Consider the following 24,387-nt stretch of genomic DNA (forward strand, 5'->3'; position numbering starts at 1 on the left):
GGGGTTCCCCTTGGCTGTCCCGGCTGTGGGGGGGGCCCCCGGTGGCCCCGCACTGGGCTGGCTCCGCGTGGGGGGGCGGGCCGTGGTCTCGGCCCGCCCCGCGAGGTCAGTCGCCGGCCGGTGTGCCCGTCACCTTCAGGTGACGCACGCGGCCCACGTTGTCGAAGGATCCGAAGCCCACACGGCCCGAGGCGAAGACCGGGTCGGTGGCCGTGATCAGCGGGTTGGGGCTGCTGTCCAGGTAGACGGCGGTCTCACCGGTGTCGGCGCAGTGGGTGAGGCGCACCTTGTGCCACCCCTCGTCCTTGATCGCCGGAGGTGCGCCGAAGGTTCCGTTCCACTGGTCGTCGATGCGCAGCCGATCGGCGTCGTTGACCGTGAACATACCGTTGTGCGGGTAGATGGTGTTGTCGCTCGACAGGTGCGCGTACTGGAATCGGGTGTCCGACTGATAGTCCCAGATCAGAATGACGTCACGGTTGGTGATCTCGACGGGGGTGTCGATCCGGACCTCCGCCTCGACGGTGACGGAGGAGTAGCGCGGGCCCGCGGTCAGGACGGCGTACTCGAAGGGGCGCCGCGGTCCCGGGCGGGCGACGCCCGGCTCCGTCATGATCGTCTCGCGTTCCGTGTACGCCCACTTGGCCGGGGTGACCGGCGCCCAGTTGTCGGGGCCGGTGGTGTGGGTGGTGGGGGTGTTGCCGATCTCGCAGTCGGCGAAGGTGCGGGTCCCGGTCACCTTCCAGACCTTGCCGTTGGCCTTCGAGACGATGTACAGGCCGCCGCTGTGGTCGGAGCCGAAGCGGAGGTCGACCCGTTGGTCACCGGCGAGGTCGCGCATGGTGACCGTCTTCCCGGTCGACTTGTCGAAGAGCATCAGCTGCTCGAGCGGCGCGAGGTCGGCGCCGCGGCGCATGTCGCGAGTGTCCGCGGCGAGGATCCGGCCGTCCACGAGGTCGCCGAAGATGTACTTTCCGCGCAGCGCCGGCGCGTCCTTGCCGCGGTAGACGGAGCCTCCGGCGATGGCGCGGCCCACGTCGGACCGGCAGTTCCAGCCGGGTTCCGGGTCGTGGTCGTAGGCGGCGACCGGGTAGGTGTAGCCGTACTGGGCGTCGTCGGCAGGAAGGGGGAGGATGCGGGCGCACGGGTCGGTGGTCTTCTTGTCGAATGCGAAGGGGCCCTCGCGCTCGCTCCAGCCGAAGTTGTCCCCGGCCTTGACCTCGTACACCGACTCGATGGCGTGCTCGCCTATGTGGCCGAGATACATACGGTGGCTGCCGCCCGCGTCCCAGCTGAAGCGGTGCGGGTCCCGCATGCCTACGGCGTAGATCTCCCCAAGGGCACCGGGCTCACCGACGAACGGGTTGGACGCGGGGATGCCGTACCGGCCGTTGGCGCTGTCGCGGCCCGCGGGATCGATCCGCAGAAGTTTGCCGTGCGGGAGCGCCAGGTTCTGCGGCTCGCTGTTGCCGACGCCCTGCCCTCCGTCGCCCACCGCGAGGTAGAGGAGGCCGTAGTCCTTGTCGTGGGGCTTGGCCGTCGGGTTGAAGTCGATCTGCTGAACGCCGTGGACCTGGCCGGAGAAAGCGATACGCAGCACCTCGCGATGGGTGCCGTGGAAGACGGCCGCGGAGGGGTGGTCGGCGGTCCACTCGGTGATGACGCCGTGATAGGCGGGCGTGCCGGCCTGCCGGTAGTCGGGGGTCTCGGTGGCCTGCGACGCGAGCTCGGTGTGGATGGTGTAGAAGCGCCCGTTCGTGCCGAACTCCGGGTGGAACGCGGCGTACCCGAAGCCTTGACCGAGGCCGCGGCCCGAGAAGAAGTGCGGGAATGCGGCCTTGACGTCCAGGTAGGGGTGCGGGGTGCCACCGGAGGTGCTGGTCGCCGCGCCGGGGTCGGTGAGGTACAGGGTGCCGTTGAGGTCGGGAGTCGCCATCCGGCCGGAGCCGTCGGGGAGTTCATTGATGGTGTTGATCCGGGCGTGGCGCATCAGGCGCGGATCCGTTGGTGCCGGAACGGGTTCCGACTTGGGGAATTGCGCGAACTCCTCCAGGACGAGGCCTGTCGTGGACTGGGCGGGCTTCTGCGGAATGGGGTCGGTCAGGGCGGCTGTCGCCGCGGCGGGCTCGTCTGCGTGGGAAGGGGTGGCAAGACCGCCCAGCGCGAGGGCTGCGCTGACGGCCACGGCCGCCCAGTGCCTTCGATATGTACGTCGTGACGCCATGCGGGTCCCTTCGGGCTGGCGCGACAAGTAGGGAAAAACGATCCAGGACGGGAACGATCAGCGGCTCTGCGTCATACGCCGGTACTCCGCCGCCACCGCTCCGGCCGGCACCGGGCGGTCCAGGAACAGGAGGTCGTCCATGCGGCAGTCGCAGGCGTTGTTCTCCCGGGTGTTCTGGGGGAAGCTGCCGCCGATCTTGATGCCGCGGGGATCGGTGGGCGAGGCGCGGTGGGGCGCCGGCGTGGTGGCGAGTTCCCAGGGGTCGCCCGGTGTGACGTAGAAGCCGTCCAGGGGCTTGCCGTCGCGGTAGAGCGCGAGGGTGCCGTCGCGGAAGTCGAATGTCGCGGCCAGGTGGACCCATTCACCGCGGGGCAGCAGTTCTTCCCAGGGGGCCTCGGCGGCGAACGTCTGGGAGGCGCCGCTGTCCAGGCGTCTCCCCAGCGCGACCAGCTTCAACTCGCCGTTCACCTGGATGAGTTCGAGCAGCGCACGCACCGCGTGACCGTCAGAGGTTCCGGACAGTATGCCGGCCAGTCCGATCGCGTTGTAACGGTCGTTCGGGTTCGCCGTGTTGGAGTTGAGGGCGGGATTGTCGCCCGTCATCTTGAACCAGCCCATGACGGTGGCACCGCGGGCACTGCGGAAGGCCCCGAGGGACGACATGCCCTCGGCGTCCCAGGCCCCGGCCTTCCAGTCGTCGTTGCCCGCGGTGGCCGGGTTCTGCTGGCGCACCTGCAGGGCGGGCGAAGCACCCGGGTACGCTTCGTCGGCCACGCGCATCGCGGAGCCGCCGTTGATCAGGCTCAGCGTGGTGCCGGAGCGTCCGATGTCCTGCTCGCGACCGGGGTCGGTGGGGTCCGGGTGTCCGAAGTCGTACGCCGCCACAGCCTGGGCTCGCAGCGGAGTGTGGGCGGTCGAGGGGCGGGCCGCCTGGGCCGGAAACGTGGCGGCGGCAAGCGAGGCGGTCGCGGCGAGCGCGGCGACGGCGAGTGAGTAGCGTCTGGTGCGGGGCGGTGTCATACAGCCTCCCAGCGGCGGTGAAGGGGCGTTCGGTCGAGGTCCCCCGACTGGCAGAAAGCGCTTTCGTCCGCGTGCACGGACCATGTAACCCTTTCGCCGCGCCCAGGACAATGGGCGTGTACTCGCCAATTTTTGAGCGCCCTTTGGTGGCGGCGCGGACCTCCTCGCGGACGAGGATGCTTGGCGCTGGCCATGCGTCGCGTAGTTGGCCTTGCGCTCCAGGGCCAGCGAGCCCAAACACCCCGCCGTTGTCAGGGGTGGTCCGCGACGGGGATGCGTACCATCTGCTGGCGCCTGAGTCCGGATGCGTGAAGGCCGTGTGGTCCGGGATGATCCAGTTCGGGTTGGTCGCTTTGCGTATCTAGGCCTCGCGCCTGCCTTCCCGGGTCAGACGAGCGTGACTGGCTAAGGGACGCAAGGTCGGTCTCGTCAAACACCGCCTCCCCGTCCCGCCAAGCAATCCGTGTCGGCATCGGCTTCCCCACCACCGAGTCCCGCAGGAACAGCGGTGTCGAGCCGGCCATGCTCAGGTAGCCGTTCTCCGCGTGAGGGCGAGGCCGTAGCCGTCGGGGGTGTCCGCCCCACCCGTGCGCGTACGGGCAGCCTCTCCGTCCCTGGTCGCCCGGCCCCACTCGCGCCACACCCCTGTGACCAGGTCGAAATACCGGTCGCATGTGTCCGGCGTGGTTCCCATCACCCACTACCGGATGCCGAAGGTCGCCCAGCCGTCATCAGGATGGTTCAGGTCCTCGGACAGGACAACCCTCGCGGTGCAGGCCCGCGTGGGGCAGGTCCGGATGCCGTAGCGCCAGCGACAGTTCCGGGGGCAGCGCACGGAGCGTCTCCGTGAAGTGCCGTAGCAGTTGGGTACGCGCCTCTGCCTGTGTTCTCACCGTTCTCACCCGCATAGGATGCCCGTGATCAAGCGGGAGAAGGGGGCTCCAGTGGGAGAAATACCTGGTGGACGTGAGGAGTTGGACCGGCTCGGGCGTGCCCTGCGTGCGCAGCTCGTGGAGCTGATCGACAACTTGACCCCCGGTGCCGACCTCGGCCTCCTCTTCCTCGGCGAGCCGAACGTCGCCGATTGGCACGAGCCTCTGCGCTACAGCTACTCGGCCGTGTTCCGTGGGGAACGCCCCGAAGGGGTCGGCGCTGCCGACGCCGTCTCCCGGGCGGCCGGCCTGCTCAGCCCGGCCGACTGGGACACCGCGGGGCCGGAGGAGGAGATCGACGGCACGAAATGCACGTACGTCCTCACCGCCCGCCATCCCGACGGCACCCGCATCGAAGTCCGCACGGGCGACTACAACTCGGCCGTGCTCTACAGCGGGCAGACCCCGCCTTGGCCCTGCGTGAGCCGGAGGAGTTCCAGTGGCCGGAGCCGGTCCGGACGCTCGAGACCCTCACGCTCGGCTACGTCCTCTGCTACGAGTGTGACGGCCTCGGCGCCTGCCACAGCTGCGGTGGACGCGGCTGGGTGCCCAGCGAGCCCCATGGGCGCAGCGGCTGCCGCAAGTGTGGCAGGCAACGCGTCTGCCCCATCTGCCGGGGCAGGGGCGAGCCGGCCGTCTCCCAGCTGTCGCCGTACCAGCTGACCTACTTCCCCAAACTGAGCCAGTAGCCGCTATGACCTGTTCGAAAGTGGATCACGGTCGTGCGATGATCACCTCTCATGGCTCGGGCAGAATTCACAGACGCTCAGTGGGTTGTGCTGGAACCGTTGTTGCCGGTAGGCGTCAAGCCTGGTCGGCCGTCGGTGCACAGCAAGCGGCAGCTGATCAACGGCATACGGTTCCGCACGCGCACCGGCATCCCGTGACGGGACCTGCCGGAACGCTATCGGCCGTGGGAGGAGGTGCCCCTCGAGCCATGTCGCAGTGGCGGCATCGAGGCACGCGAACGCTGTCGCAAACGATGGCGCGGGTTTGCCCGGCGTGGTGCAGTGCACCTAGCGGAAGCGCTCCAGCGCCTGATCGGGACTTCTGTACCCAGCGAGGTGGCCGGTGGTTGTGAAGCTGAACTGAGCGCTTCAGCTGGCCCGTGAGCGGCCGACTTGGCCCGACGGGGCTGATGGGGTCCTGGAGAGCGTGGAGGGGAGAGGTTTCCTCTTGAGCGCGGGTTTGGTCTCGGATCTGCTGGAGGCGGGCGAAGGGCGGGACGGGCGCCCCACGTAACCTCTTCCTGTGCCAGCCTCCCGTCTGCATCGCGTCGCCGTCCTTGTGCTCGAGGGCGCGAAGCCGCTCGATGTCGGAATCCCCGCGCAGGTTTTCACGACCCGCGCGAGCATGCCGTACGAGGTGCGGGTGTGCGGGGCGACACCCGGTCTCGTGACCGGCGGCGATGGCCTGGCGTACTACGTCGCCCACGGCCTCGACGTGCTTGCGTGGGCCGACATCGTCTTCGTCCCCGGCTACCGGTTTCCGGACCGCGACGACCCGCCGCAGGCCGTCGTCGACGCACTGATCACCGCCCATGCTCGGGGCGCGCGGCTCGCCGCCATCTCGACGGGCGCCTTCGCGCTCGCCGCCACGGGCCTGCTCGACGGCAGGCGCGCCACGACGCACTGGCACTACACGCGGGCACTCGTGGCCAGGCATCCGCTCGTCCAGGTCGACGAGAACGTGCTGTTCGTCGACGAGGGCAGTGTGCTCACCTCGGCCGGCGCCGCCTCCGGCATCGACCTGTGCCTGCACATCCTGCGCGGCGACCTCGGAGTGGCCGCGTCCAACCACGCGGCCCGCCGCCTGGTCGCGGCCCCCTACCGCAGCGGCGGCCAGGCCCAGTACGTGCCACGCAGCGTCCCCGAGCCGCTCGGCGAGCGCTTCGGCGCCACCCGCGAGTGGGCGCTGCACCGGCTCGGCGAGCCCCTCACCCTCGACATACTGGCGCGGCAGGCGGGGGTCTCGCCGCGCACGTTCTCCCGGCGCTTCGTCGAGGAGACCGGCTACACGCCGATGCAGTGGGTGATGCGCGCCCGCATCGACGTGGCCCGTGAACTGCTGGAGCGGTCGCAGCGGAGCGTCGAGCAGATCGCCGCCGATGTCGGTCTCGGCACCGGCGCGAATCTGCGGCTGCACTTCCAGCGCATCCTCGGCACCACCCCGAGCGAGTACCGGCGCACCTTCACCCTGGGCGAGTAACCCGCCCGGCACCGTGTGGCGGGATCCTTTTGAACCGTGGCGATCCCGCCACTGTCAGCGGCGCCAGCCGCGGGCGAGCCTGGTGGCGAAGGGAAGGGACATCACTCATGACTCGCATCGCCATCAACGGATTCGGCCGCATCGGACGCAATGTGCTGCGCGCACTGCTGGAGCGCGACAGTGCCCTCGAGATCGTCGCCGTCAACGACCTCACCGAGCCCGCCACTCTCGCCCGGCTGCTCGCCTACGACAGCACGGCCGGCCGTCTCGGGCGCCCGGTGACCGTCGACGGGGACGCCCTCGTCGTCGACGGCCGTCGGATCACGGTGCTGGCCGAGCGCGAACCGGCGCAACTGCCATGGGCCGAACTCGGCGTCGACATCGTCCTGGAAGCCACCGGCCGCTTCACGTCGGCCAAGGCCGCCCGCGCCCACCTCGACGCGGGCGCGAAGAAGGTGCTCGTCAGCGCGCCGTCGGACGGCGCCGACGTCACGCTCGCGTTCGGGGTCAACACCGACGCCTACGACCCGGCCGTGCACACGATCGTCTCGAACGCCTCCTGCACCACCAACGCGCTCGCGCCGCTGGCCGCGGTCCTCGACGAACTCGCCGGTATCGAGCACGGGTTCATGACGACGGTGCACGCCTACACGCAGGAGCAGAACCTGCAGGACGGTCCGCACCGCGATGCCCGTCGCGCCCGGGCCGCCGGCGTCAACATCGTGCCGACCACGACCGGTGCCGCCAAGGCGATCGGCCTGGTGCTGCCGAACCTCGACGGCAAGCTGTCGGGCGACTCGATCCGTGTACCGGTGCCGGTGGGCTCGATCGTCGAACTCAACACGACCGTCGCCCGCGACGTGACACGCGACGACGTGCTGGCGGCGTACCGCGCCGCAGCGGAGGGGCCGCTCGCCGGCATCCTCGAGTACTCGGACGACCCGCTCGTGTCGTCCGACATCACGGGCAATCCCGCCTCGTCGATCTTTGACTCGGCGCTCACCCGCGTCGAGGGCCGCCACGTCAAGGTGGTCGCCTGGTACGACAACGAGTGGGGCTTCTCGAACCGCGTGATCGACACGCTCGAGTTCCTCGCCACCCACTGACCGGACGCCGGGGGTGGTACCCCGCCTCCGGCTACCGCGCCGGCCGGCACTTCCTTTGGGCGCTCCAGTTGACCAGTCGGGCAGCCGGAGCGCTCAGTCACAGAAGCGGGTCCGCCTGGCCTCCGGAGGGCGCGGGAGCCGGGGTGAGCTTGTGGAGCCCGTCCCGGCGCCGGTCGGCGATCCGCGTGTGGATACGGGTGACCTTCAGGCGGGCCTTGGCACGGTTGGCCGAGCCCTTGACCTTCCGGGACAGCTCCCGCTGGGCGCGGGCCTGGCGGGCTAGGTCCCGACGCTCGTGCCGAGGGTTGGCAACCTTCTCCCCGGTCGAGAGAGTGAGCAGGTGATCCAGCCCGGCGTCCACGCCGATCGCCGCACCAATAGCAGAGAGCGGCTTGACGGTCTGGTCTTCGACCAGCATCGAGACGAACCAGCCTCACCGGGGGCGGAAACACCGAGGGCCGGAATCCCTGATCGGACTCCGGCCCTCGGCCTTCAGTAGCGGGGACAGGATTTGAACCTGCGACCTCTGGGTTATGAGCCCAGCGAGCTACCGAGCTGCTCCACCCCGCGTCGGTGAAGAGAACACTACGTGACCGGCGGGGAAAGAAGCGAATCGCTTCCGCGGAGCGTCACGCCGACAGCTCCTCCGGCAACGCGTCCCTGAGTGGCGCCGCCCACTCGACGACTTCCCAGCGCGGGGGCCTCTGGGCTGAACGGTTCGAGCTTAGGCCTGGGCCATCCGGGCCCAGTGTGCCGCGCAGGCTCTGCGAGGCGGTGGAGATGCCGAGTGCGTGGAGTAACTGGCCGGCCGTTTCCTCCGCGGCGGCCGGGTCGATGCCGCCGGGATCGTGGACCATTCGCGGGGCGGTTGCGACGGCCACGGTCACCGGCGCCCACGGTCTGCGGGAGACGAACGGCGGCGTGGACTGCAACGTGTGTATCGCCGCCGTCGCCCTGGCTCTTGCCGCCATCGGCCCGGGCCGGCTGGCCGCCGACCGCTTCTTCCGCTGGGGTACCGGCGGCTGGGCAGAGGCTGCCTGCGCCCTGGGCCTGGGAGGTGCCGCCGCTGTGATCACCCCGAGTCTGTGAACGTGAAGCGCCCACCTGGTCCGCTTCTTGAGACGGTGCCTGCCATGCGGGCCTTGGGGGCGTCGCGGATCACCGTGTATGCTCGGCAGCCGCGAAGGGGAGTAGCCCTGCAATACCGGTCGTCGACACACTGGAACCCAGCACCTGGTTCCCGGTGGCCGGGCCCGCACTGCGGTGCGGGTGGGCGAGACCTTCGGCCCTTTGTCGACGACGTATGCGTGTCGGCGGGGTCGAAGCTGCCGCCATTCCCCTTTTTACGCGGTTGTCTCGAAGCCCCGCCGGTGCGGGAAGGCTGAGCCGAGACCGTGATCCATTTCGTGTTGTTGATCGTCTGCGCGGTGGCGATCTATCTCTCCTGTGAGTGGTTCGTCAACGCCGTCGAGTGGCTCGGCGAGCGCCTCAACGTGGGCAAGATGGCGGTCGGCACGATCCTGGCCGCCTTCGGCACCGCACTGCCCGAGTCCGTGGTCACGCTCGTCGCGGTGACCACCGGCGCGACTGCTGAGGCCAAGAACATCGGCGTCGGCGCCGCGATGGGCGGGCCGCTGGCGCTGGCCACCGTCGCCTACGGCGTCACCGGCGCCATGCTGCTGCTCAAGCGCCGCAAGGAGCGTGAGCGCACTGTCGCGCTGGTCGCCGCAGGTGGCAGGGGCCCCGACCTGCCCGTCCCGTCGGCCGGTGACACTGAGCAGGCCCTCGGTACTGCGAAGGACATGAAGCGGCTGGCCAAGGACCAGAAGTGGTTCCTGCCGATCTTCATCGTGAAAGTGGCGCTCGGCCTGGTTGCCTTCGCCTTCAAACCTGTCCTTGGCCTGCTGTTCTTCGCCGCCTACGCGGTCTACTTCTGGCGGGAGATCCGCGGTGGCCAGGACGAGGACGGCGAGGAGGAGCTGGAGCCGCTGAAGTTCCAGCCCAAGGCCGCCTCCCCGGCCACCTGGGCCGTCATCGCCCAGACGCTGGTCACGCTGGTGGTGATCTTCTTCGCGTCGCAGCTGTTCGTGAAGCAGCTGGATGCCATCGGCCCGATGATCGGCCTGTCCGCCTCGGTGACCGCCCTGCTGCTGTCCCCGGTCGCCACCGAACTGCCGGAAATCATGAACGCCGTGATCTGGGTCCGTCAGGGCAAGACGAAGCTCGCTTTGGCGAACATCTCCGGCGCGATGATGATCCAGGCCACCGTCCCCTCCGGTCTGGGCCTTCTCTTCACCCGCTGGCACTTCGATGCCGCACTGCTGTGGTCCGGGCTGATCACCATGGCGGCGATCGTCTACGTGCTGCTGACCATGCGCGGACACAAGCTCACCCCGGCACGGCTCGCGGTCGCGGCCGGCTTCTACGTGGTCTTCGCCCTCGGCCTGATTCCCCTCCTCAGCTGAGCGATTGCTGCGCTGCCGCCTGGGCTCGGGCGGCTGCGCAGCGATGGGCGCCGCCGCGCAGGCATGTGCCTGCGTGGCGGCCGGGCCGCTTGTTCATCACCGCGCGAGCAGCGCACGGCAAAAGGGACCTGAACTGTCATGGCTGGAAACAGAAGATCCGTACCCGCAGAGAACCAGGAGCCGGCGGGGCGGCGTCGGCGCAGGCGTCCCAAGCGGCGGACCGGCCGCTGGGTGGCGCTCGCCGCCTCGGTCCTCGTCCTCTGCGTGGCCGGAGTGGGCGGCTGGGCGTACATGCACCTCAACGGCAACATCAAGGGAGCCGATCTGGGCGATGCGCTGGGCGACAACCGGCCCAAGGCCGCCGCCGGCGGGCAGAACATCCTGGTCATCGGCTCCGACAGCCGCAAAGGCCTGGGGGATGCCTACGGCAAGAACCTCACGACGATGCAGTCCGACACCCTGATGCTGCTGCACACCGGCGGCGACGGGAAATGGGCCACTGTCGTCTCCTTCCCCCGCGACTCCTGGGTACAGGTACCCGCCTGCGACCGGGGCAACGGCTCGACGTCCAGCCCGCACCACTTCAAAATCAACGAAGCGTTCGCGATCGGTGGCACCACCGGCGACGCGGCCAAGGCCGCTGCCTGCACCATCAAGACCGTCGAGGCCAACACCCAGGTCCGCATCGACCACTTCCTGATCATGGACTTTCGCGGCTTCACCGGCATGGTCGACGCCCTGGGCGGCGTTGAGGTCTGCCCCCAGCAGGCCATCCACGACAAGAAGGCCCACCTCGACCTGGAGGCCGGCTGCCAGATCGTCAAGGACGACAAGGCCCTCGGCTACGTCCGCGCCCGCTACAGCATCGGCGACGGCTCCGATATCGGCCGCATCGGACGCCAGCAGGAGTTCATGCAGTCCCTCGCCGACCGCGCGAAATCAAAGCTGTACAACCCCACCGCCCTGTACGGCTTCTTGAACTCCGCGACCAAGTCGCTGACCACCGACCCCGACCTGGCCGGCATCGACCCCCTGTACAGCCTGGCCTCCAGCGTGAAGGGCATAGCCACCGACCGGATCTCGTTCCTGACCGTCCCCAACTACCCGCGAGAGCGCGACGTGCCCACCGACAAGGCCAACGTCACCTGGCAGCAGCCCGCTGCCCGGCAGTTGTTCACCGCCCTCAACCACGACCAGGAGACGACCAGAGCCGACCTGAAGAAGGCGACCGCCCAGCTACCCGCACCCGCGAGCGCCGTGCACGTCACCGTCCTCAACGGCACCGGCACCCGGGGCGCAGCACTGAAGGTCGCCGAACAGTTGCGTGCCCTCGGCTTCCAGATCACCGCCACCGGCAACGCCCCCACACGCGTCAGCAAAACCACCCTCACCTACGCCCAAGGCCAGTCGGAGCAGGCCCAAGCGGTCGCCGGCCACCTGCCCGGCGTGGCGCCCACACTGTCCGAGCAATCAGCCCCCGCCAGGGTCACCCTGACCATCGGCCCCGACATGCCCGCCATCGACGGCTGACCGGATCTCTTGAGCGCAAGCCCCGTTCTTCAGGACGGGGTTAGCTCATCCTTGGCGCGGAGCCGCGCAGCGGCGGAGTTCTCTGCCGTTGTCAGTGGCGCCCACTAGGTTGATCGCACCAGTTGAAGGGGGGTGTTCTCATGCTGTCTGGTCGCCGTTACCTGCTCGATCTCTCGCCTGAACAAGAGGAGATGTGTGAGGAGTTCGGCGGCATCTGCCGGTCGGTGTGGAATACGGCGCTGGAGCAGCGTCGGGAATACCGGCGGCGCGGGGCGTGGATGAACTATGCGCCGCAGTGCGCCGAGTTGGCCGACGCCAAGTGTGAGCACTCGTGGTTGAAGGCGGCACCGTCGCATGCATTGCAGCAGACGCTGAAGGATCTGGACCGGGCCTGCCGGGATCACGGCACGTTCAGGGTGCGGTGGCGGTCGAAGGCACGTTGGTTGCCGTCGTTCCGGTTCCCCGACGCCCAGCAGATCAGGGTGGAGCGGCTGGGGCGCAAGTGGGGCCGGGTCAAGCTGCCGAAGCTGGGCTGGGTCCGCTTCCGCTGGTCCCGCCCCCTGGGTGGTGAGATCCGTTCCGCGACCGTGTCCCGCAAGGGCGGCCGGTGGTTTGTGTCGTTCCTCGTGGACGACCGGGCCGTCACTCCCGGGCAGCACGCCATGCCCGGTACCGCCGTGGGCATCGACCGAGGGGTGAAGACCGCCGTCGTCACCTCGGACGGCGACTTCCACGACCGGCCGTTCATCACGGCCGGTGAGATCGTCCGTCACCGGCGTCTGCAGCAGCGCCTCGCCCGGTCCAAGCGCGGCAGCGTGAACCGGCACAGGACGATCACGGCCATGGGCCGCATCATGTCCCGGGTGTCGGACCGGCGTGGGGACTTCTGCGCGCAGACCGCCGCCCGCATCGCAGCGAAGAACGCAATGGTGGTCCTCGAAGACCTGCGGGTCAAGAACATGTCCGCCGGCGCGTCCGGCACCGTGGCCGAGCCCGGCCGCAACGTCCGCCAGAAGGCCGGGCTCAACCGGGCCATCCTGGACAAGGGGTGGCACCGCCTCGAACTCGCCCTGACCAACGCAGCCCGGTACACGGGCACGCGCGTGGTGAAAGTCAATCCCGCGTACACGTCGCAGCGGTGCTCCGCCTGCGGCTTCGTCACGGAAGGAAACCGCGAGAGCCAAGCGGTCTTCCGGTGCAAAGCCGCAGGCTGCGGATACCGCGACCATGCCGACGTGAACGCCGCGAAGAACATCAAGGCCGCAGGACATGCGGTCTCAGCCTGTGGAGACCTCGGCACCAGCCGGTCCGTGAAGCAGGAACCCGTAAGCCGGGCGACCGGCCGAACCCCCTCATAGGGGAATCCCCGAGCTTCAGCCCGGGGAGGAAGTCAAATGAAGACGGAGCCGGCAGACGACAGGCGAGCACACCCGTTCCCACCGGGCTTTCTCCAACCTGGCAGTCTCCCGGCTCCGCCGTCAGAGAATGTGATCGCTCTCCAGCGCCAGTCTCGGCAGGCGGCGGGACAACGGGGCCGGTAGCCACCATGCCCGGGTGCCGAACAGTTGCATGGCGGCCGGGACGATCAGGCAGCGGATGATCAGCGCGTCCAGGAGGACAGCCGTCGCCAGGCCCAGGCCGAACTGCTGGAGCATGCGGCTCGGGCTGAGCATGAAGGCCGCGAAGACGACGATCATGATGCTTGCGGCCGCGGTGATGACCTTGCCGGTCGCGGCCAGGCCTTCGCGGACGGCGTGGGCGTGGTCCTGGGTGCGTACCCACTCTTCGTGGATGCGGGAGACGAGGAACACCTCGTAGTCCATGGAGAGGCCGAAGACGATTGCGAAGATCATCACGGGAATGAAGGCCTCGACCGGTCCCGGTTGCGCGCCGAACCAGCCGTGCTGGAAGACCAGGGTGATCACGCCCAGGGCGGCGGAGATGGACAGGAGGTTCAGGACGGCGGCCTTGAGGGGGATCAGGAGCGACCTGAAGACCGTCATCAGCAGGAGTGACGACAGGCCCACCACGATGGCGATGAAAAGTGGCATGCGGGCCGAGACCCTGTCGGCGAAGTCCTGTGCGGCCGCCGTCGAACCGCCGACCAGGAAGTCCGCGCCGGTGCGCTTCTCCAGCGGCGGCAGTACGTGGTCGCGCAGTTCGTGGACGAGGTCGGTGGTGCCCTTGTCCTGTGGCGCGGTCGTGGGGAACACCAGGACCGTGGACAGGGAGCCGTCGGGGGACGGGATCGGCGGGGTCGTCGCCGCCACGCCGTCGGTTGCGGCGAGGGCCGAGCGCAGCTGAGCGCCCGCCGCCTGGTCGCCCTTGCCCACGACGACCAGCGGGCCGTTGAAACCGGGGCCGAAGCCCTCCGCCAGCAGGTCGTAGGCCTGCCGACTGGTGGACGACGCAGGGTCGTTGCCCGCGTCGGCGAAGCCGAGGCGCAGGCCGAGCGCAGGCGCGGACAGGGCCAGCAGTGCCGCGGTGGCGGCCAGCAGGGCGGGCAACGGCCGGTGCTGTACGGCGCCGGCCAGGGCACGCCAACGGCGGCCCGTCACCCTCCCCTTGGCCTGCGCCTTGGCCGCCTGCCGCAGCACCTGGCGCCGGATCCGTCCGCCGAACACCGCCAGCAGCGCCGGCAGCAGGGTGAGCGATGCCGCCATGGTGACGAGGACGGTCAGCGCGACGGCAAGCGCCACGCCCTGCAGCGCGCCCAGTCCCAGGGCCACCAGGCCGAGCAGCGCGATGATGACGGTGCAGCCGGCGAAGAAGACGGTACGACCGGCGGCGTCCATCGCCCGGCGCGTGGCCGTGGACGCATCGGCGCCGTCCGTGATCTCGTGACGGTAGCGGTAGAAGATCAGCAGCGCGTAGTCGACGCCGACCGCGAGGCCGACCAGCATCATCACCGGCGGGGTGAAGTCGGCGACCGTGAACACGTGCGAGGCCAGCACGATCAGGCCGATCGCGCCGCCCACCGCGAACAGCGCCGTGACCAGGGGCAGCGCGGCGGCCGCCACCGAGCCGAAGAGCAGCACGAGCACCACCAGCGCGGCGATCAGACCCGCGCCCTCGGCGGACCCGCTCTTCTGCTCCTGCGCCGCGCGCACCGCCGCACCGCCGAGCTCCACTCTCAGGCCGCTCGTCCCGGACCGTTCTGTGGCCTTCGCTGTGTCGATGATCCTGACTATGTCCGACTTCGGCACGTCCTGCGCCTTGCCGGCCAGGGTCACGGTGGCATACCCGATGGTGCCGTCCCGGGACATGGCGGCCGAGTCCGCGTACGGGCTGCGGACCGTGACGACGCCCGGCAGGCCGCGGACCTCGTTCAGCATCGACTCGACGCGGGGCCGGATGCCGGTGGCCCGCAGCCCGGTCCCGTCCTTGAAAACGATCTGCACGCTGTCGCCGGCCTGTGCCGAGCCATGCTTCTTCAACAGATCGGTGGCGGCTTGGGAGTCCGTGCCGGGCAGCAGGAAATCGTTGTGGTACGTACTGCCGGCCGTCCGTGCGCCGGCGCCGATCACGGCGACCACGGCCACCCACAGGAGCAGGGCGGCCCAGCGGTGGCGCTGTGACCAGAAGGCCAGGCGGGCGAAGACGCCGCCGCGGCCGGGGGCTGCCGGGGTGACTGCGGTCTCGGGCGTCGGGGGTATGCGGACCCCGGTTGTGGGAGGGGTGTTGGTGGCGATGTCGTCGCCGCTTGCGGGTGATGTGTTCATGCGCTGAGCGTGCGGTGGGCGTATGCCCGGGCACGTCCGCCCGGGGCGGACACTTCGCATACCCCGGCGGTTGTGGGTTCGGAGGGTCGCGTACGACCCCGGTTGTCCCGTCCGTGGGAGTCGGGGCTCGCCGGGCCGTCCTGCGTCGCCCGGCTGCGGTCAGTCGGTCAGCCAGCCGGGGCTGACCATCCCGGACTCGTAGGCGAGCACGACCAGTTGGGCCCGATCCCGTACCTGCAGCTTGGTCATGATGCGACTGACGTGGGTCTTCGCCGTGGCGGGGCTGAGGACCAGGCGGGCGGCGATCTCATCGTTGCTCAGGCCGGCCGCGACCAGCTGCATGACCTCCCGCTCCCGCTCGGTGAGCGCGTTGAGCCGGGGGCCGGGATTCGGTGCCCTGACCCGGCCTGCGAACTCGGCGATCAGCCGGCGGGTGACGGACGGGCTGATCAGCGCATCTCCGCGGGCGGCCACCCGGACGGCATGGATCAGCTCCTCCGGCTCGGTGTCCTTGAGCAGGAAGCCGGTGACGCCGGCGCGCAGCGCGCCGTAGACGTAGTCGTCCAGGTCGAAGGTGGTCAGGATGACAACGCGGACGTCCGCGAGCCGCTCGTCGGCGGCGATCCGCCGGGCGGCCTCGATGCCGTCGGTGCCGGGCATCCGGATGTCCAGCAGGGCCACATCGGGGCGCAGTTCGCGGCAGGCGGTGACGGCCTCGTCGCCGTCGGCCGCCTCCCCGACGACCGTGATGTCGTCCTCGTCCTCCAGGATGGAGCGGAAACCGGCGCGGACGAGTCGCTGGTCGTCGGCGAGCAGCACACTGATCATGGTCGTCTGCCTGCTCCGTTCTCGCGTGACACCTGTGGACCGTCTTGTTGGCCTGGAACGTACGGACCGTAGGGAATCCGCGCTTGCACGGCGAATCCGCCGCCTGGCCGGGTCCCCGCGATGAGCTCACCGCCCAGGGCGCGGGCGCGCTCGCGCATACCGCCCAGGCCGCTGCCGGGCGAGGGGCCCGTGGTGCCGGCGCCGCCGTGCGCTGCCGTGCCGATCCCGTCGTCCTCGACCTCCACCAGGAGGTCGCGGTCACCATAGCGGAGCCGTACGGTGACCGCTGTGGCATGGGCGTGCCGGGCGACATTGGTCAACGACTCCTGGGTGATGCGGTACGCCGCCAGGCCCACCTCGGTGGACAGCGGCCGCTTGACGCCCTCGGTCCGCGTCCGTACGGCAAGCCCTGCCCGCTCCGCCGCCCGGACCAGTTCGCCCAGTCGGTCCAGCCCGCCCGCGGGGGCCAACGGCGCAGCTTCGTCGGCCTGGCGCAACACGCCGAGAGTCGCACGCAGTTCGCGCAGTGCCGCCTTGCTGCTGTCCTTGACGGCGGCCAGGGCCTCCTCGGCCTGAGCCGCGACCTTCGCCGGGTCCTTTCGCAGGCGGTGCAGGGCGGCGCCCGCCTGAACGTTGATGAGCGAGATGTGGTGGCCGATGACATCGTGCAGTTCGCGGGCGATGCGCAGCCGCTCCTCGGTGGCGGCACGCCGCTCGACCTCGCGGGCGTGGGCGAGGCGGCTGCAGCGGACGTATCCGAGCGCGACGACGGCCACGAGCCAGCCGGACAGCAGGAAGACGGCGAGGCCGGTCAGGTCCTCGCTGCCCAGGACGCTGACCGTGCCCACACCGAACACGACGACCGAGACGAGCGCCACGGCGGCGCGCAGGCGGCCCGTCGCAGCGACGGTGTACAGCGCGACGATCAGGGCGATCACCAGGGGGCCGTCAAAGCGCAGCGAATAGAAGGTGCCCGTGAGCACGAGCACCGTCCAGCCCACCGCGACGGGGTAGCGCCTGCGGAAGTACAGAACCCCGCAGGCCAGAACGAGGAGCAGCGCGGCCAGCGCGAGCACCGGGCCGCTGCGTTCGCCCTCGTCCCAGAACGACTGGATGGAGCCCAGCGCCACCACGGTGAACACCGCTCCGGCCAACGCCAGATCGGCAGCCCGGCCGTGCGGCAGCCGCGCTCCGCGGCGCTGGCTCGGGGCGGGGTCGAAGACCATATGCGCCAGCGTAGGGGCGGTACGGGAGTAGCGCGCCCACCGCGCGGCGACATCCTGCAGCGCCGGGGCGCAACTTCGGAGGTACGGGAGCGGGCGGGGACGCAACCGGTGGAGTACGGCACAGGGCTTCGAGCCACCTCAGCCTGCCCGACACGGCTCGCACGGCGCACCGTTCGAGGTGAGGTCACCGTGCGGACAAGGCTGCGGGCGGGGGTCTCATCGAACGGGCGCCGGCCGGCGTAATCGAGCGCGAGCAGCTGCGCGAGTGCCCTTCCGGCCGAGACACACACGACGTGCTGAGTCCCGGTCCCTGCAGGCGTTCGCCAGGCTCATTCACCGGCGTTTTGCCCTGCCTCGCCCAAGCGGGACTGGCTCGTTGTCCGGCCTGTGCGGCAGCGTGGGCACCGTGCTGTGAGCTGCCCTGTCGCGGAGCCAGGCAAGGAATGCGATGACGAAGAGCCCTTCGACGAGCAAGGAGAGTACGCCGTAAGGCGGCTCCCAGCCGGGTTCGTGGTAGCCGTCCGGCAGACCGACGGTGCGCGACAGCAGAAAGCCGGTGATCATGCCGAGGCTGACGAGTGCCCCGGTCAGCCAGGCGGCCAGGGGACGTTTCGTGAGGGCGAGCGCCAGAGCGACGGCGAGCATGACGGCGCTGCCTACTGCGAACAGGACACCGATGTAGAACTTTTCCTCAAGGTGATCAGGAATGAGGAGTGTGTGCAGCATCGCGTTGGTGACAGCACAGCATGTTCCGAGTCCTCTCAGGGAGGCATCGGCTGCATTGGTGGAGTTCATCGCGACTCCAGCGGTTCACGTGGGTGGAGCACAAGGCCCCGGGGGAATCCTCGGCAGCGGAAAGCGGAGCGGGACCTCGGCTCACCGCTCGCAGGCGGTGTCCGTCCTCGGGGGTGCCTGCAGCCGCGTCCTCGCCGCGCAGTTCGACGCAGCATGAGCCTGGTCGAGGGACGAACACCTCGTGGGAGGCGCGCCCGCGATGAGCGCGCCCCCTTGGGTTCCATCGGCGACCGCTACTAGCGCACGATGATCACGACGGGTCCGCCGCCGAACCGGTGCCCGAAGCGGAACCCACCATGGTCGAAGCGGTGATCGAAGCGGAACCCGTGGTCGAAGCGGAATCCGTGGTTGAAGCGGAACCCGTGGTTGAAGCGGAATCCGTGGTCGAAGCAGCGCCAGTCGTCGCCGAAGCACCGGCTGGTGGTCACATGGGTGTGCACGGCAGGCGCTGCTGCTGCGGCCGTGCCGGCTGCGCCCATCGCGGCGCCGCCGGCCATCAGAATGGCGGCTGACGTCGCGACGAGACGCCTAGCGCCTTTTACTCGCATGATGAATGCACTCTTCCCTCTGCCGCGTCGGCCCGTGTGGCGGGGTCGGCGCGGTCTTGGAGGTACGAAATGAATGACCGCGGCCGCAAGGGAGCGGCACGGCCGTGGGCGGGGTCCCGCGCGTTCGAGGAGCACGTCTCGCATCCGATCCCCGGTGCAGGGGAACCAGCGGACCAGGAAAAATATCCGCAGATTGCAGCTGTACTTCGGTTACGTAAGCAGCGCCCTTTTGGATTGCCGTTTGGCGGAAGCCGCGGTGTCTCGCGTGGCGGGCGAAGAACTGCTTGCCGGTGATCACGTCGGCGCGGGCGAACTCCGTTTCTGACGATCAGGTCCGCCACACGCCGAGTTGTGCCTGCATCTGGCCAGCCGATGCTGCGGGTGGCCACGGGGCGGCGGGAGCGCCGGCCCGTGGCCCACGAATGTGGCGGATCAGCCCTCGGCCTCGGTGGAGCGGCGCTTGACGAGCCACCACACACCGCCGCCGAGAACGAGCAGTGCCGCCGCACCGCCGACGATCACTCCGGTCGAGGCGCCTTCCTTCCCGCTGGACGCCTCGGACACCGCGTCGGCAGAGGTGGCCGCAGCGGCGGAAGGTGACGCGGTCGCCGCAGGAGACGTGCTCGGCGCCTCACTCCCGCTCGGGCTCGGTGTGAGCGAGGCGGCGCCCGGGGCCGCGGCCTTCAGTTTCAGGACCGGGGCGGGCTGCTCCGCTTCCCTGCCACCTGCCGGCAGTTCGATCCAGCGCGCGACCTTGCCGTCGCTGTAGGTCTCGACGGTCTTGAAGACGAGTTCCTTGGCGTTCGGCAGCTGCCTGACCTTGATCTTGTGCTCGGCGTCCACCCCGGTCTTCAGCGCCGGCCCGCCGACGAGGTAGCCGTCGTTCGTCGCCGTCAGCTTCCAGCCCTTGGGAGCGTCTACGAGGGCCAGGCCAGCCGGCGCGATGCCTTCCGGCAGGACGATGCGGACCTTGGTGAAGCCCGCAGAGGCGGATTCCGCTTCGGAGACGAAGGTCAGGGTGACGTCAGTGGCGAGAGCCTGCGGAGTGTCGGCCTCGACCTCCGCATGGGCGGCCGCCGGTCCGGCGAGGGCGACGGCGGCAGCCAGGGCAGTGGCACCGGCGACAGCGATGCGACACGTCGCACGGGCCAGTGGACGCCCGGGGATGAACACAATGGACACAGGGGAAACTCCTTGCTGGTGCGGGAAGGTCCGGACCCGCGGATACCGGGACCGGTGACGGACTGGAACTGACCCGGGCGGTGGTCCCCTGCGTATCACCGCGTGTTCCAAAACGAATTCCCGAAGGAGTGCGCTGCCGTCCGCGGCATCGGCCGCCCGCCGAACAGGCACCCCCAGCGTCATCGTGTCCGCACGGACGACTGGGCGTGGCCACACCTGCGCCAGGGCGGCACCCGCAACGGCCGTCGCCCGGGTGCCGAGAGCGCCGAGAGCGGCAGTCATCCGTGCGTCGGCGCGGTGCAGCAGCCATGACACCACCAGAGCGGCAGCCATGTGGACGGTTGCCATCGGTACTCCGGCGTGATGCCAGGCATGCCCGTCACCCGACGAGGCGGCGAGGCCTCCCGCGTGCACCGCGTGGACGGGTATCCCGGTCGGTGCCTCCCCGTCCGTGTACGACAGTGCCAGGTGCAGTACGCCCTGGGGGCCCAGCGTGAACACGACGGTCCTGAAAGCGGCGTACCGGCGCCGTGCCAGCGGCCACACCAAGGCGAACTGGACGACGCCGGAGACGGTCACCAACAGCCAGGGCACACTTCCCTCAGCGATCGCGTGGTGCCCGAATGTGGCGAGAACAGTGCCGAGCACGGCGAACAGACCGGCCCGCACGCACGTCCCCGCGTGGCTGGCCCGGCCGTCTCCGGCACGCCCGGTCACCTCCTCAAGCGGCACGGTGATTTCGCGTCCTCACGTCGCGTCGGGCGCAGGCGCTCACGGTGGCAGGAAGGCACCGGCCCCCGGAGCATAGTGGAAGGCGGCCTGGGCGACGCCGACGCGCTCTGTGGCTGCGAGTTCCTCGCTGGGCTCGCGAACGGCCGGCGAAGTGCGCTGGATGGCGATCATGGCGGCGTCGTCGGTCAGGCGTCCGCCGACGTGGGCGAGCAGGTCTTCGCTCAGGTGGTGGACCAACTCCGGGGGGCTGCCCTGCGCCCAGGCGGCGACCCGATCGACCAGCGGATAGAAGGCGCCGCTTCCGTTCCGGGCCTCCACGACGCCGTCGGTGTGCAGGAGCAGGAGGTCTCCGGGCAGCAGGGTGAAGGTGTCGACGTGGTAGTCGGGGATGGTCAGTTCACCCAGGCCCAGCGGCGGGGCGGGGTTGGTGGCTCGCAGTGGCATGGCCTGCTGGTCGCGCAGCAGCAGGGGAGGCGGGTGTCCGCAGGTGACCATCCGGATCTGCGGCAGTGCGTCCGGGATGTCGATGACGGCGGCGGTGATGAAGCACTCTCCCGGCGCTTCCTGATCGGTGGGTTCGGCCAGATTCCAGCGCACGCTGTGGTCGAGGTAGGCCACCAGGCCGGGCAGGCTGGACTGGCGGTGCCCGGCCTCCCGAAAGGCGCCGAGCAACAGTGCCGCGTCACCGACGGCGGTCAGGCCCTTGCCCATGACATCGCCGATGATCAGCCGGGTGGCCCCCTTGGTGCGGACGGCCGCGTACAGATCGCCGCCGATCAGCGCCTGTTCCTCCGCAGCCAGGTACACCGAGGCGACCCACAGCGGGCCGATCCGGTGGGGCAGCGGCCGCAGAAGCGCCCGCTGTGTGGCCTCCGACACGGTCCGTACCTGCGCCAGTTCACGGCCGTGCCGCTCGCGCAGGTACCGGAACAGAGTGACGATCACCGTGACCACCAACAGGGCGATGATCTGCGAATCGAAGTACATCCCGCTCAGGTGGGCGTCCGGGTGGGTCAGATTGACGGCGAGCAGGGCCACCACCGATATGGCTCCGATCACGCCGGTGAGGAAAGCGCCCGCGAAGGACGCGGTGATCGCGGGCGCGACGATCAGCAGGGGGCCCAGCGGCACACCGTTCGGGGTCAGCGCGTCGACCAGCGCGATAGCCCCGATCAGCCCGAGCGGCAGCGCCAACAGCGCATCGCTGGTCCGCCACGAGCGCTGGTGGTGAGGAATCGGCCACCGCAGACTCATACCCTCGGCTTACACCTTCCAGGACAGCGCCGCAGATCGTGACGGATCCGCGTGCGCCACCGCTGAGCTTCAGTATCCTCCGGCTCGGCAGTCCGCTTGCGGCCGCCACCGTCGGGCCGCAGGAACACGCCGGGCGAGGACGGACTTGCGACGGGCACCGCGAAGTCGGGGCTTTCGTCCATCGCGACACCGCATCGACCGGTGCGGCTGCCGCGTCCTTGGCCCAGCGTAGGCCGACGACATCGTGGGTGGCTATCACCACCGCGGTGCCACTCTCGGACCGTGTCCTACGTGGTGAGGCGGACGAGGCGCTTGTAGCAGCACAGGGCGCCGGCGAGTCCGAGGAAGGCCAGGTAAGGGGATCGCGTGCGTAGCGGGGGCTGAGTCGTCGGTAGCCGGTCAGCCACGAGATCATCCGTTCGCTGACCCATCGGCCGCGCCTTGATCGTTCGCGAGGGTCTGGACGTCCGGATGTCCGACGTCGTGTGCCGACACGGCCGGGTCGAGGCGGTGCGTGAGGTGTACCTCGACGTCGCGGTGGGGCAGCGGGTGGCGCTGACCGGCACCAACGGGTCGGGCAAGACGACGCTGCTGCGTGCGGTTCTTGGCCTGCACCGGAACTTCGCGGGCCGGATCCTGGTGGGCGGGCGGGACACCAGAAGCGCAGCCGAGTGGGCGTGGCGGCGCCGGAAACCGGCCGGTCGCCGGCCGTGAACCTGAGCCTTGCGGCCACGCCGCTGGCGACGGTCGCACTGACCGCCTTCCTGGTCAACGTCCGGCACGTGTTCTACGCGCTGTCCTTCCCCCTGCACCGTGTGCGGGGGCGTCTCGCCAGGACCTACAGCGCGTTCGCCCTGACCGACGAGGCATACGCCCTGTCCACCGGCGAAGAGGCCCGGTCCTGGTCCGGCGCGCGCATCGTGTGGCTGCAGGTATTCATGCAGCTGTACTGGGTCGGCGGCGCCACCGCCGGCGCCCTGCTTGGCTCGGTGGTACCCGACAGCGTCACAGGCCTGGACTTCGCGATGACCGCCTTGTTCGCCGTCCTGGCCCTCGACGTCGTCAGGGAACGTTGCGGCGACCTGCCCACCCCTGTTCTCGCGCTGCTCAGCACCCTGACCGCCCGCCTGGTCCTCCCCGGCCAGATGCTGCTGGCCGCCTTCACGCTGTTCACCGCCGCTCTCCTGGCCCGGCACCTCACCACCCGCAAGAGGCCGAGCGCGAGGATCACCGAGGGGACGCCCCGTGCCTGACACCCGTTACCTGCTCCTTGCCGTCGCAGTCTCGGCTGCCGTCACCTGGGCTCTGCGTGCCCTGCCCTTCGCCGTCCTGGCCTCGCTGCGGGCCAGCAGGACAGTCCAGTACCTCGGCGCCCGCATGCCGGCCGGTGTCATGGTGATCCTCTTCGTCTACTGCCTGCGCGACCTTCCACTGACCCAGTCCCGCGCCGCCCTGGCCGCCCTGGCCGTCACCGTCGGGCTGCATCTGTGGCGCCGCAACGCCCTGCTGAGCATCCTCGGCGGCACCGTCGTCAGCGTAGCCCTGGCCAGCAGCCTCTTCGCCGGCTGACCCGCTGCTCCCACGCACGGCCGAGGGTCTGCGGCTCAACGCCGGGACGCAAGAACGCACAAGACCCAATTGCACCGCGGTGCCGACCAGCGTGCCGCCGTCCAACTCCACCACGGAGAACGGGACGTGCCGCCAGTTCTGCTGATCGCAAAGCGGGGGAGACCACCCGGGCCGCCCGCCGAATGTGCCGCACTGGCAGGGCTTCAGGTCGATGACGACTTCCACTCTCTTCGTCGTGTGTGTGCGAGCGCAGTGTCGAGGAGGAGGCGCAGGCAGGCCGGGGTGGGTGCAACGGCGGTCGTGAGCAGGGCGCCGCTGTCGGCGAGTGGGGCCAGTACGGCGTAGCCGTCCGCAGGATTGCCGCCCAGGTGGAGTGGCTCCTCGATGGGATGGGGGTCCGGTGTCACGACGAGGAGTTGGCCGCAGGCCCGGTGGCGGCTCAGGACGGCGGGGCCGTCCCAGGCGGATGCGGGGGTTCCGTAGGTGGTGTGCTGGTCGAGGATGAGCCGGTGGGCGCGGCGCACGGTGAGGCGGGTGGTGAGGTGTCCGGGTGGCTCCGCGGTACGGCCGAGCAGTTGCTCTTCGCGGAGCAGCAGCCGGGAGGAAGCGGCGAGGCTGACGGTGTATGTCTGGTGCAGGGTGCTGCCGCGGGTGCTGATCAGCGGCTGGGGCAGCCAGTTCAAGGATGCGTACTCGTCCGCCGTGAGCTGTACGTCGTAGCCGGCCGGGTCTGTGGTGGAGCCGCGCAGGGCGATAGTGGCTGCAGCCGTGGTCACCTCCAGTTCGGCCTGCGGGCGTGCGGTGATGTCGAGCGCCAGTCGGTCGCCGCCCAGCGGTGCGCTCATCGCCCCGATCACGCTCACCCGTGCCTGTCTGCCGGATGGCCGTAGTCGCCGTAGGTGGAAGGGCCCATCGCTGTGCAGGAGCGGGAGTGTGGTGGTGCGGCCGTTGTGTTCGGCGCGGATCCGGGCGGTGGCGCGGACGCCGTTGCCGGTCGCAGTGATCGTGCCGGCTTGATTGCCTTCGTCGCCGGCGGCTGGCACCGC

General features: G+C 69.9%; 19 protein-coding genes, 1 tRNA gene and 4 pseudogenes. 11 read left to right on the top strand and 13 right to left on the bottom strand.

Features of this window, described 5'->3' with window-relative positions; translation table 11 throughout:
* Positions 1-106: 106 nt before the first annotated feature.
* Both ABZ818_RS34655 and ABZ818_RS34660 read right to left on the bottom strand, forming a co-directional pair.
* Positions 107-2,185, bottom strand: coding sequence for a PQQ-dependent sugar dehydrogenase (locus tag ABZ818_RS34655; protein ID WP_361423708.1), 2,079 nt, complete (start codon positions 2,183-2,185; stop codon positions 107-109).
* A gap of 96 nt (positions 2,186-2,281) precedes the next feature.
* Positions 2,282-3,244 carry a hypothetical protein gene (locus ABZ818_RS34660; RefSeq protein WP_361423711.1) on the bottom strand — a complete coding sequence of 321 codons (963 nt, stop codon included), beginning with the start codon at positions 3,242-3,244 and terminating at the stop codon, positions 2,282-2,284.
* Positions 3,245-4,586: 1,342 nt separating this feature from the next.
* Here ABZ818_RS34660 and ABZ818_RS34665 point away from each other — a divergent pair.
* The 4 genes from ABZ818_RS34665 (at position 4,587) to gap (ending at position 7,490) form a co-directional block, all read left to right on the top strand.
* On the top strand, positions 4,587-4,865 hold the full coding sequence (locus tag ABZ818_RS34665; protein ID WP_361423713.1) for a hypothetical protein: 279 nt from the start codon (positions 4,587-4,589) through the stop codon (positions 4,863-4,865).
* 51 nt (positions 4,866-4,916) lie between these two features.
* Positions 4,917-5,063 carry a transposase gene (locus tag ABZ818_RS34670; RefSeq protein ID WP_361423716.1) on the top strand — a complete coding sequence of 49 codons (147 nt, stop codon included), beginning with the start codon at positions 4,917-4,919 and terminating at the stop codon, positions 5,061-5,063.
* Positions 5,064-5,427: 364 nt separating this feature from the next.
* The gene (locus ABZ818_RS34675) at positions 5,428-6,384 is read left to right on the top strand and encodes a helix-turn-helix domain-containing protein (RefSeq protein ID WP_361423719.1); all 957 of its coding nucleotides are present in this window, start codon (positions 5,428-5,430) and stop codon (positions 6,382-6,384) included.
* A gap of 107 nt (positions 6,385-6,491) precedes the next feature.
* Positions 6,492-7,490: a type I glyceraldehyde-3-phosphate dehydrogenase gene (gap, locus tag ABZ818_RS34680; protein ID WP_361423722.1), complete on the top strand. Its 999-nt coding sequence runs from the start codon at positions 6,492-6,494 to the stop codon at positions 7,488-7,490.
* Between the two features lie 142 nt (positions 7,491-7,632).
* Here gap and ABZ818_RS34685 read toward each other — a convergent pair.
* Positions 7,633-7,920, bottom strand: a pseudogene (locus ABZ818_RS34685) (transposase); the annotation flags it as partial.
* 66 nt (positions 7,921-7,986) lie between these two features.
* Positions 7,987-8,060 (bottom strand) — tRNA-Met (locus ABZ818_RS34690).
* Positions 8,061-8,369: 309 nt separating this feature from the next.
* On the opposite strand from ABZ818_RS34690, the pseudogene ABZ818_RS34695 reads away from it, so the two are divergent.
* From ABZ818_RS34695 to ABZ818_RS34710, 4 genes and pseudogenes are all read left to right on the top strand, one after another.
* Positions 8,370-8,579 (top strand): annotated as a pseudogene (locus ABZ818_RS34695) (DoxX family protein); the annotation flags it as partial.
* A gap of 305 nt (positions 8,580-8,884) precedes the next feature.
* Positions 8,885-9,955: a sodium:calcium antiporter gene (locus ABZ818_RS34700; RefSeq protein ID WP_361423725.1), complete on the top strand. Its 1,071-nt coding sequence runs from the start codon at positions 8,885-8,887 to the stop codon at positions 9,953-9,955.
* Positions 9,956-10,246: 291 nt separating this feature from the next.
* Positions 10,247-11,485 (top strand): LCP family protein, encoded by a 1,239-nt coding sequence (locus ABZ818_RS34705; protein ID WP_361423789.1) that lies wholly within the window; start codon positions 10,247-10,249, stop codon positions 11,483-11,485.
* 140 nt (positions 11,486-11,625) lie between these two features.
* Positions 11,626-12,843 (top strand): transposase, encoded by a 1,218-nt coding sequence (locus ABZ818_RS34710; RefSeq protein WP_361423728.1) that lies wholly within the window; start codon positions 11,626-11,628, stop codon positions 12,841-12,843.
* A gap of 120 nt (positions 12,844-12,963) precedes the next feature.
* Here the strand turns inward: ABZ818_RS34710 and ABZ818_RS34715 are convergent, their stop codons facing one another.
* The 8 genes and pseudogenes from ABZ818_RS34715 to ABZ818_RS34750 all read right to left on the bottom strand — a co-directional run.
* Positions 12,964-15,207: an MMPL family transporter gene (locus ABZ818_RS34715; protein WP_361423731.1), complete on the bottom strand. Its 2,244-nt coding sequence runs from the start codon at positions 15,205-15,207 to the stop codon at positions 12,964-12,966.
* Positions 15,208-15,366: 159 nt separating this feature from the next.
* Positions 15,367-16,035, bottom strand: coding sequence for a response regulator transcription factor (locus ABZ818_RS34720; protein WP_361423734.1), 669 nt, complete (start codon positions 16,033-16,035; stop codon positions 15,367-15,369).
* The gene (locus ABZ818_RS34725; protein WP_361423737.1) at positions 16,032-17,261 is read right to left on the bottom strand and encodes a sensor histidine kinase; all 1,230 of its coding nucleotides are present in this window, start codon (positions 17,259-17,261) and stop codon (positions 16,032-16,034) included. The genes ABZ818_RS34720 and ABZ818_RS34725 overlap by 4 nt, the downstream gene beginning before the upstream one ends.
* Before the next feature lie 333 nt (positions 17,262-17,594).
* On the bottom strand, positions 17,595-18,056 hold the full coding sequence (locus tag ABZ818_RS34730) for a hypothetical protein (protein ID WP_361423740.1): 462 nt from the start codon (positions 18,054-18,056) through the stop codon (positions 17,595-17,597).
* 236 nt (positions 18,057-18,292) lie between these two features.
* Complete coding sequence (locus tag ABZ818_RS34735) at positions 18,293-18,496, bottom strand: hypothetical protein (RefSeq protein WP_361423743.1); 204 nt, start codon at positions 18,494-18,496, stop codon at positions 18,293-18,295.
* Positions 18,497-19,036: 540 nt separating this feature from the next.
* Positions 19,037-19,786 carry a DUF1775 domain-containing protein gene (locus ABZ818_RS34740; RefSeq protein WP_361423746.1) on the bottom strand — a complete coding sequence of 250 codons (750 nt, stop codon included), beginning with the start codon at positions 19,784-19,786 and terminating at the stop codon, positions 19,037-19,039.
* A gap of 771 nt (positions 19,787-20,557) precedes the next feature.
* Entirely contained in the window at positions 20,558-21,772 is a 1,215-nt protein-coding gene (locus ABZ818_RS34745; RefSeq protein WP_361423749.1) for a PP2C family protein-serine/threonine phosphatase, read from the bottom strand.
* A 287-nt stretch (positions 21,773-22,059) separates the two neighbouring features.
* A pseudogene (locus ABZ818_RS34750) lies at positions 22,060-22,223 on the bottom strand (IS5/IS1182 family transposase); the annotation flags it as partial.
* 20 nt (positions 22,224-22,243) lie between these two features.
* Here ABZ818_RS34750 and ABZ818_RS34755 point away from each other — a divergent pair.
* From ABZ818_RS34755 to ABZ818_RS34765, 3 genes and pseudogenes are all read left to right on the top strand, one after another.
* Positions 22,244-22,462, top strand: a pseudogene (locus ABZ818_RS34755) (ATP-binding cassette domain-containing protein); the annotation flags it as partial.
* A gap of 20 nt (positions 22,463-22,482) precedes the next feature.
* Entirely contained in the window at positions 22,483-23,025 is a 543-nt protein-coding gene (locus ABZ818_RS34760) for an AzlC family ABC transporter permease (RefSeq protein WP_361423752.1), read from the top strand.
* Positions 23,018-23,341 carry an AzlD domain-containing protein gene (locus ABZ818_RS34765; protein WP_361423755.1) on the top strand — a complete coding sequence of 108 codons (324 nt, stop codon included), beginning with the start codon at positions 23,018-23,020 and terminating at the stop codon, positions 23,339-23,341. The genes ABZ818_RS34760 and ABZ818_RS34765 overlap by 8 nt, the downstream gene beginning before the upstream one ends.
* Before the next feature lie 203 nt (positions 23,342-23,544).
* Here ABZ818_RS34765 and ABZ818_RS34770 read toward each other — a convergent pair whose 3' ends face one another.
* The gene (locus ABZ818_RS34770; RefSeq protein ID WP_361423758.1) at positions 23,545-24,186 is read right to left on the bottom strand and encodes an urease accessory protein UreD; all 642 of its coding nucleotides are present in this window, start codon (positions 24,184-24,186) and stop codon (positions 23,545-23,547) included.
* Positions 24,187-24,387 lie beyond the last annotated feature (201 nt).

This window comes from Streptomyces sp. NPDC047453, assembly GCF_040643155.1.
Lineage (GTDB): Bacteria > Actinomycetota > Actinomycetes > Streptomycetales > Streptomycetaceae > Streptomyces.

Bases quoted from the DNA above. Each gene is read 5' to 3' on its own strand.
- ABZ818_RS34725 (WP_361423737.1), bottom strand. From the start codon at position 17,261: ATGGTCTTCGACCCCGCCCCGAGCCAGCGCCGCGGAGCGCGGCTGCCG.
- ABZ818_RS34715 (WP_361423731.1), bottom strand. From the start codon at position 15,207: ATGAACACATCACCCGCAAGCGGCGACGACATCGCCACCAACACCCCT.
- ABZ818_RS34770 (WP_361423758.1), bottom strand. From the start codon at position 24,186: ATGAGCGCACCGCTGGGCGGCGACCGACTGGCGCTCGACATCACCGCA.
- ABZ818_RS34720 (WP_361423734.1), bottom strand. From the start codon at position 16,035: ATGATCAGTGTGCTGCTCGCCGACGACCAGCGACTCGTCCGCGCCGGT.
- ABZ818_RS34745 (WP_361423749.1), bottom strand. From the start codon at position 21,772: ATGAGTCTGCGGTGGCCGATTCCTCACCACCAGCGCTCGTGGCGGACC.
- ABZ818_RS34705 (WP_361423789.1), top strand. From the start codon at position 10,247: ATGCACCTCAACGGCAACATCAAGGGAGCCGATCTGGGCGATGCGCTG.
- ABZ818_RS34710 (WP_361423728.1), top strand. From the start codon at position 11,626: ATGCTGTCTGGTCGCCGTTACCTGCTCGATCTCTCGCCTGAACAAGAG.
- gap (WP_361423722.1), top strand. From the start codon at position 6,492: ATGACTCGCATCGCCATCAACGGATTCGGCCGCATCGGACGCAATGTG.
- ABZ818_RS34730 (WP_361423740.1), bottom strand. From the start codon at position 18,056: ATGAACTCCACCAATGCAGCCGATGCCTCCCTGAGAGGACTCGGAACA.
- ABZ818_RS34670 (WP_361423716.1), top strand. From the start codon at position 4,917: ATGGCTCGGGCAGAATTCACAGACGCTCAGTGGGTTGTGCTGGAACCG.
- ABZ818_RS34660 (WP_361423711.1), bottom strand. From the start codon at position 3,244: ATGACACCGCCCCGCACCAGACGCTACTCACTCGCCGTCGCCGCGCTC.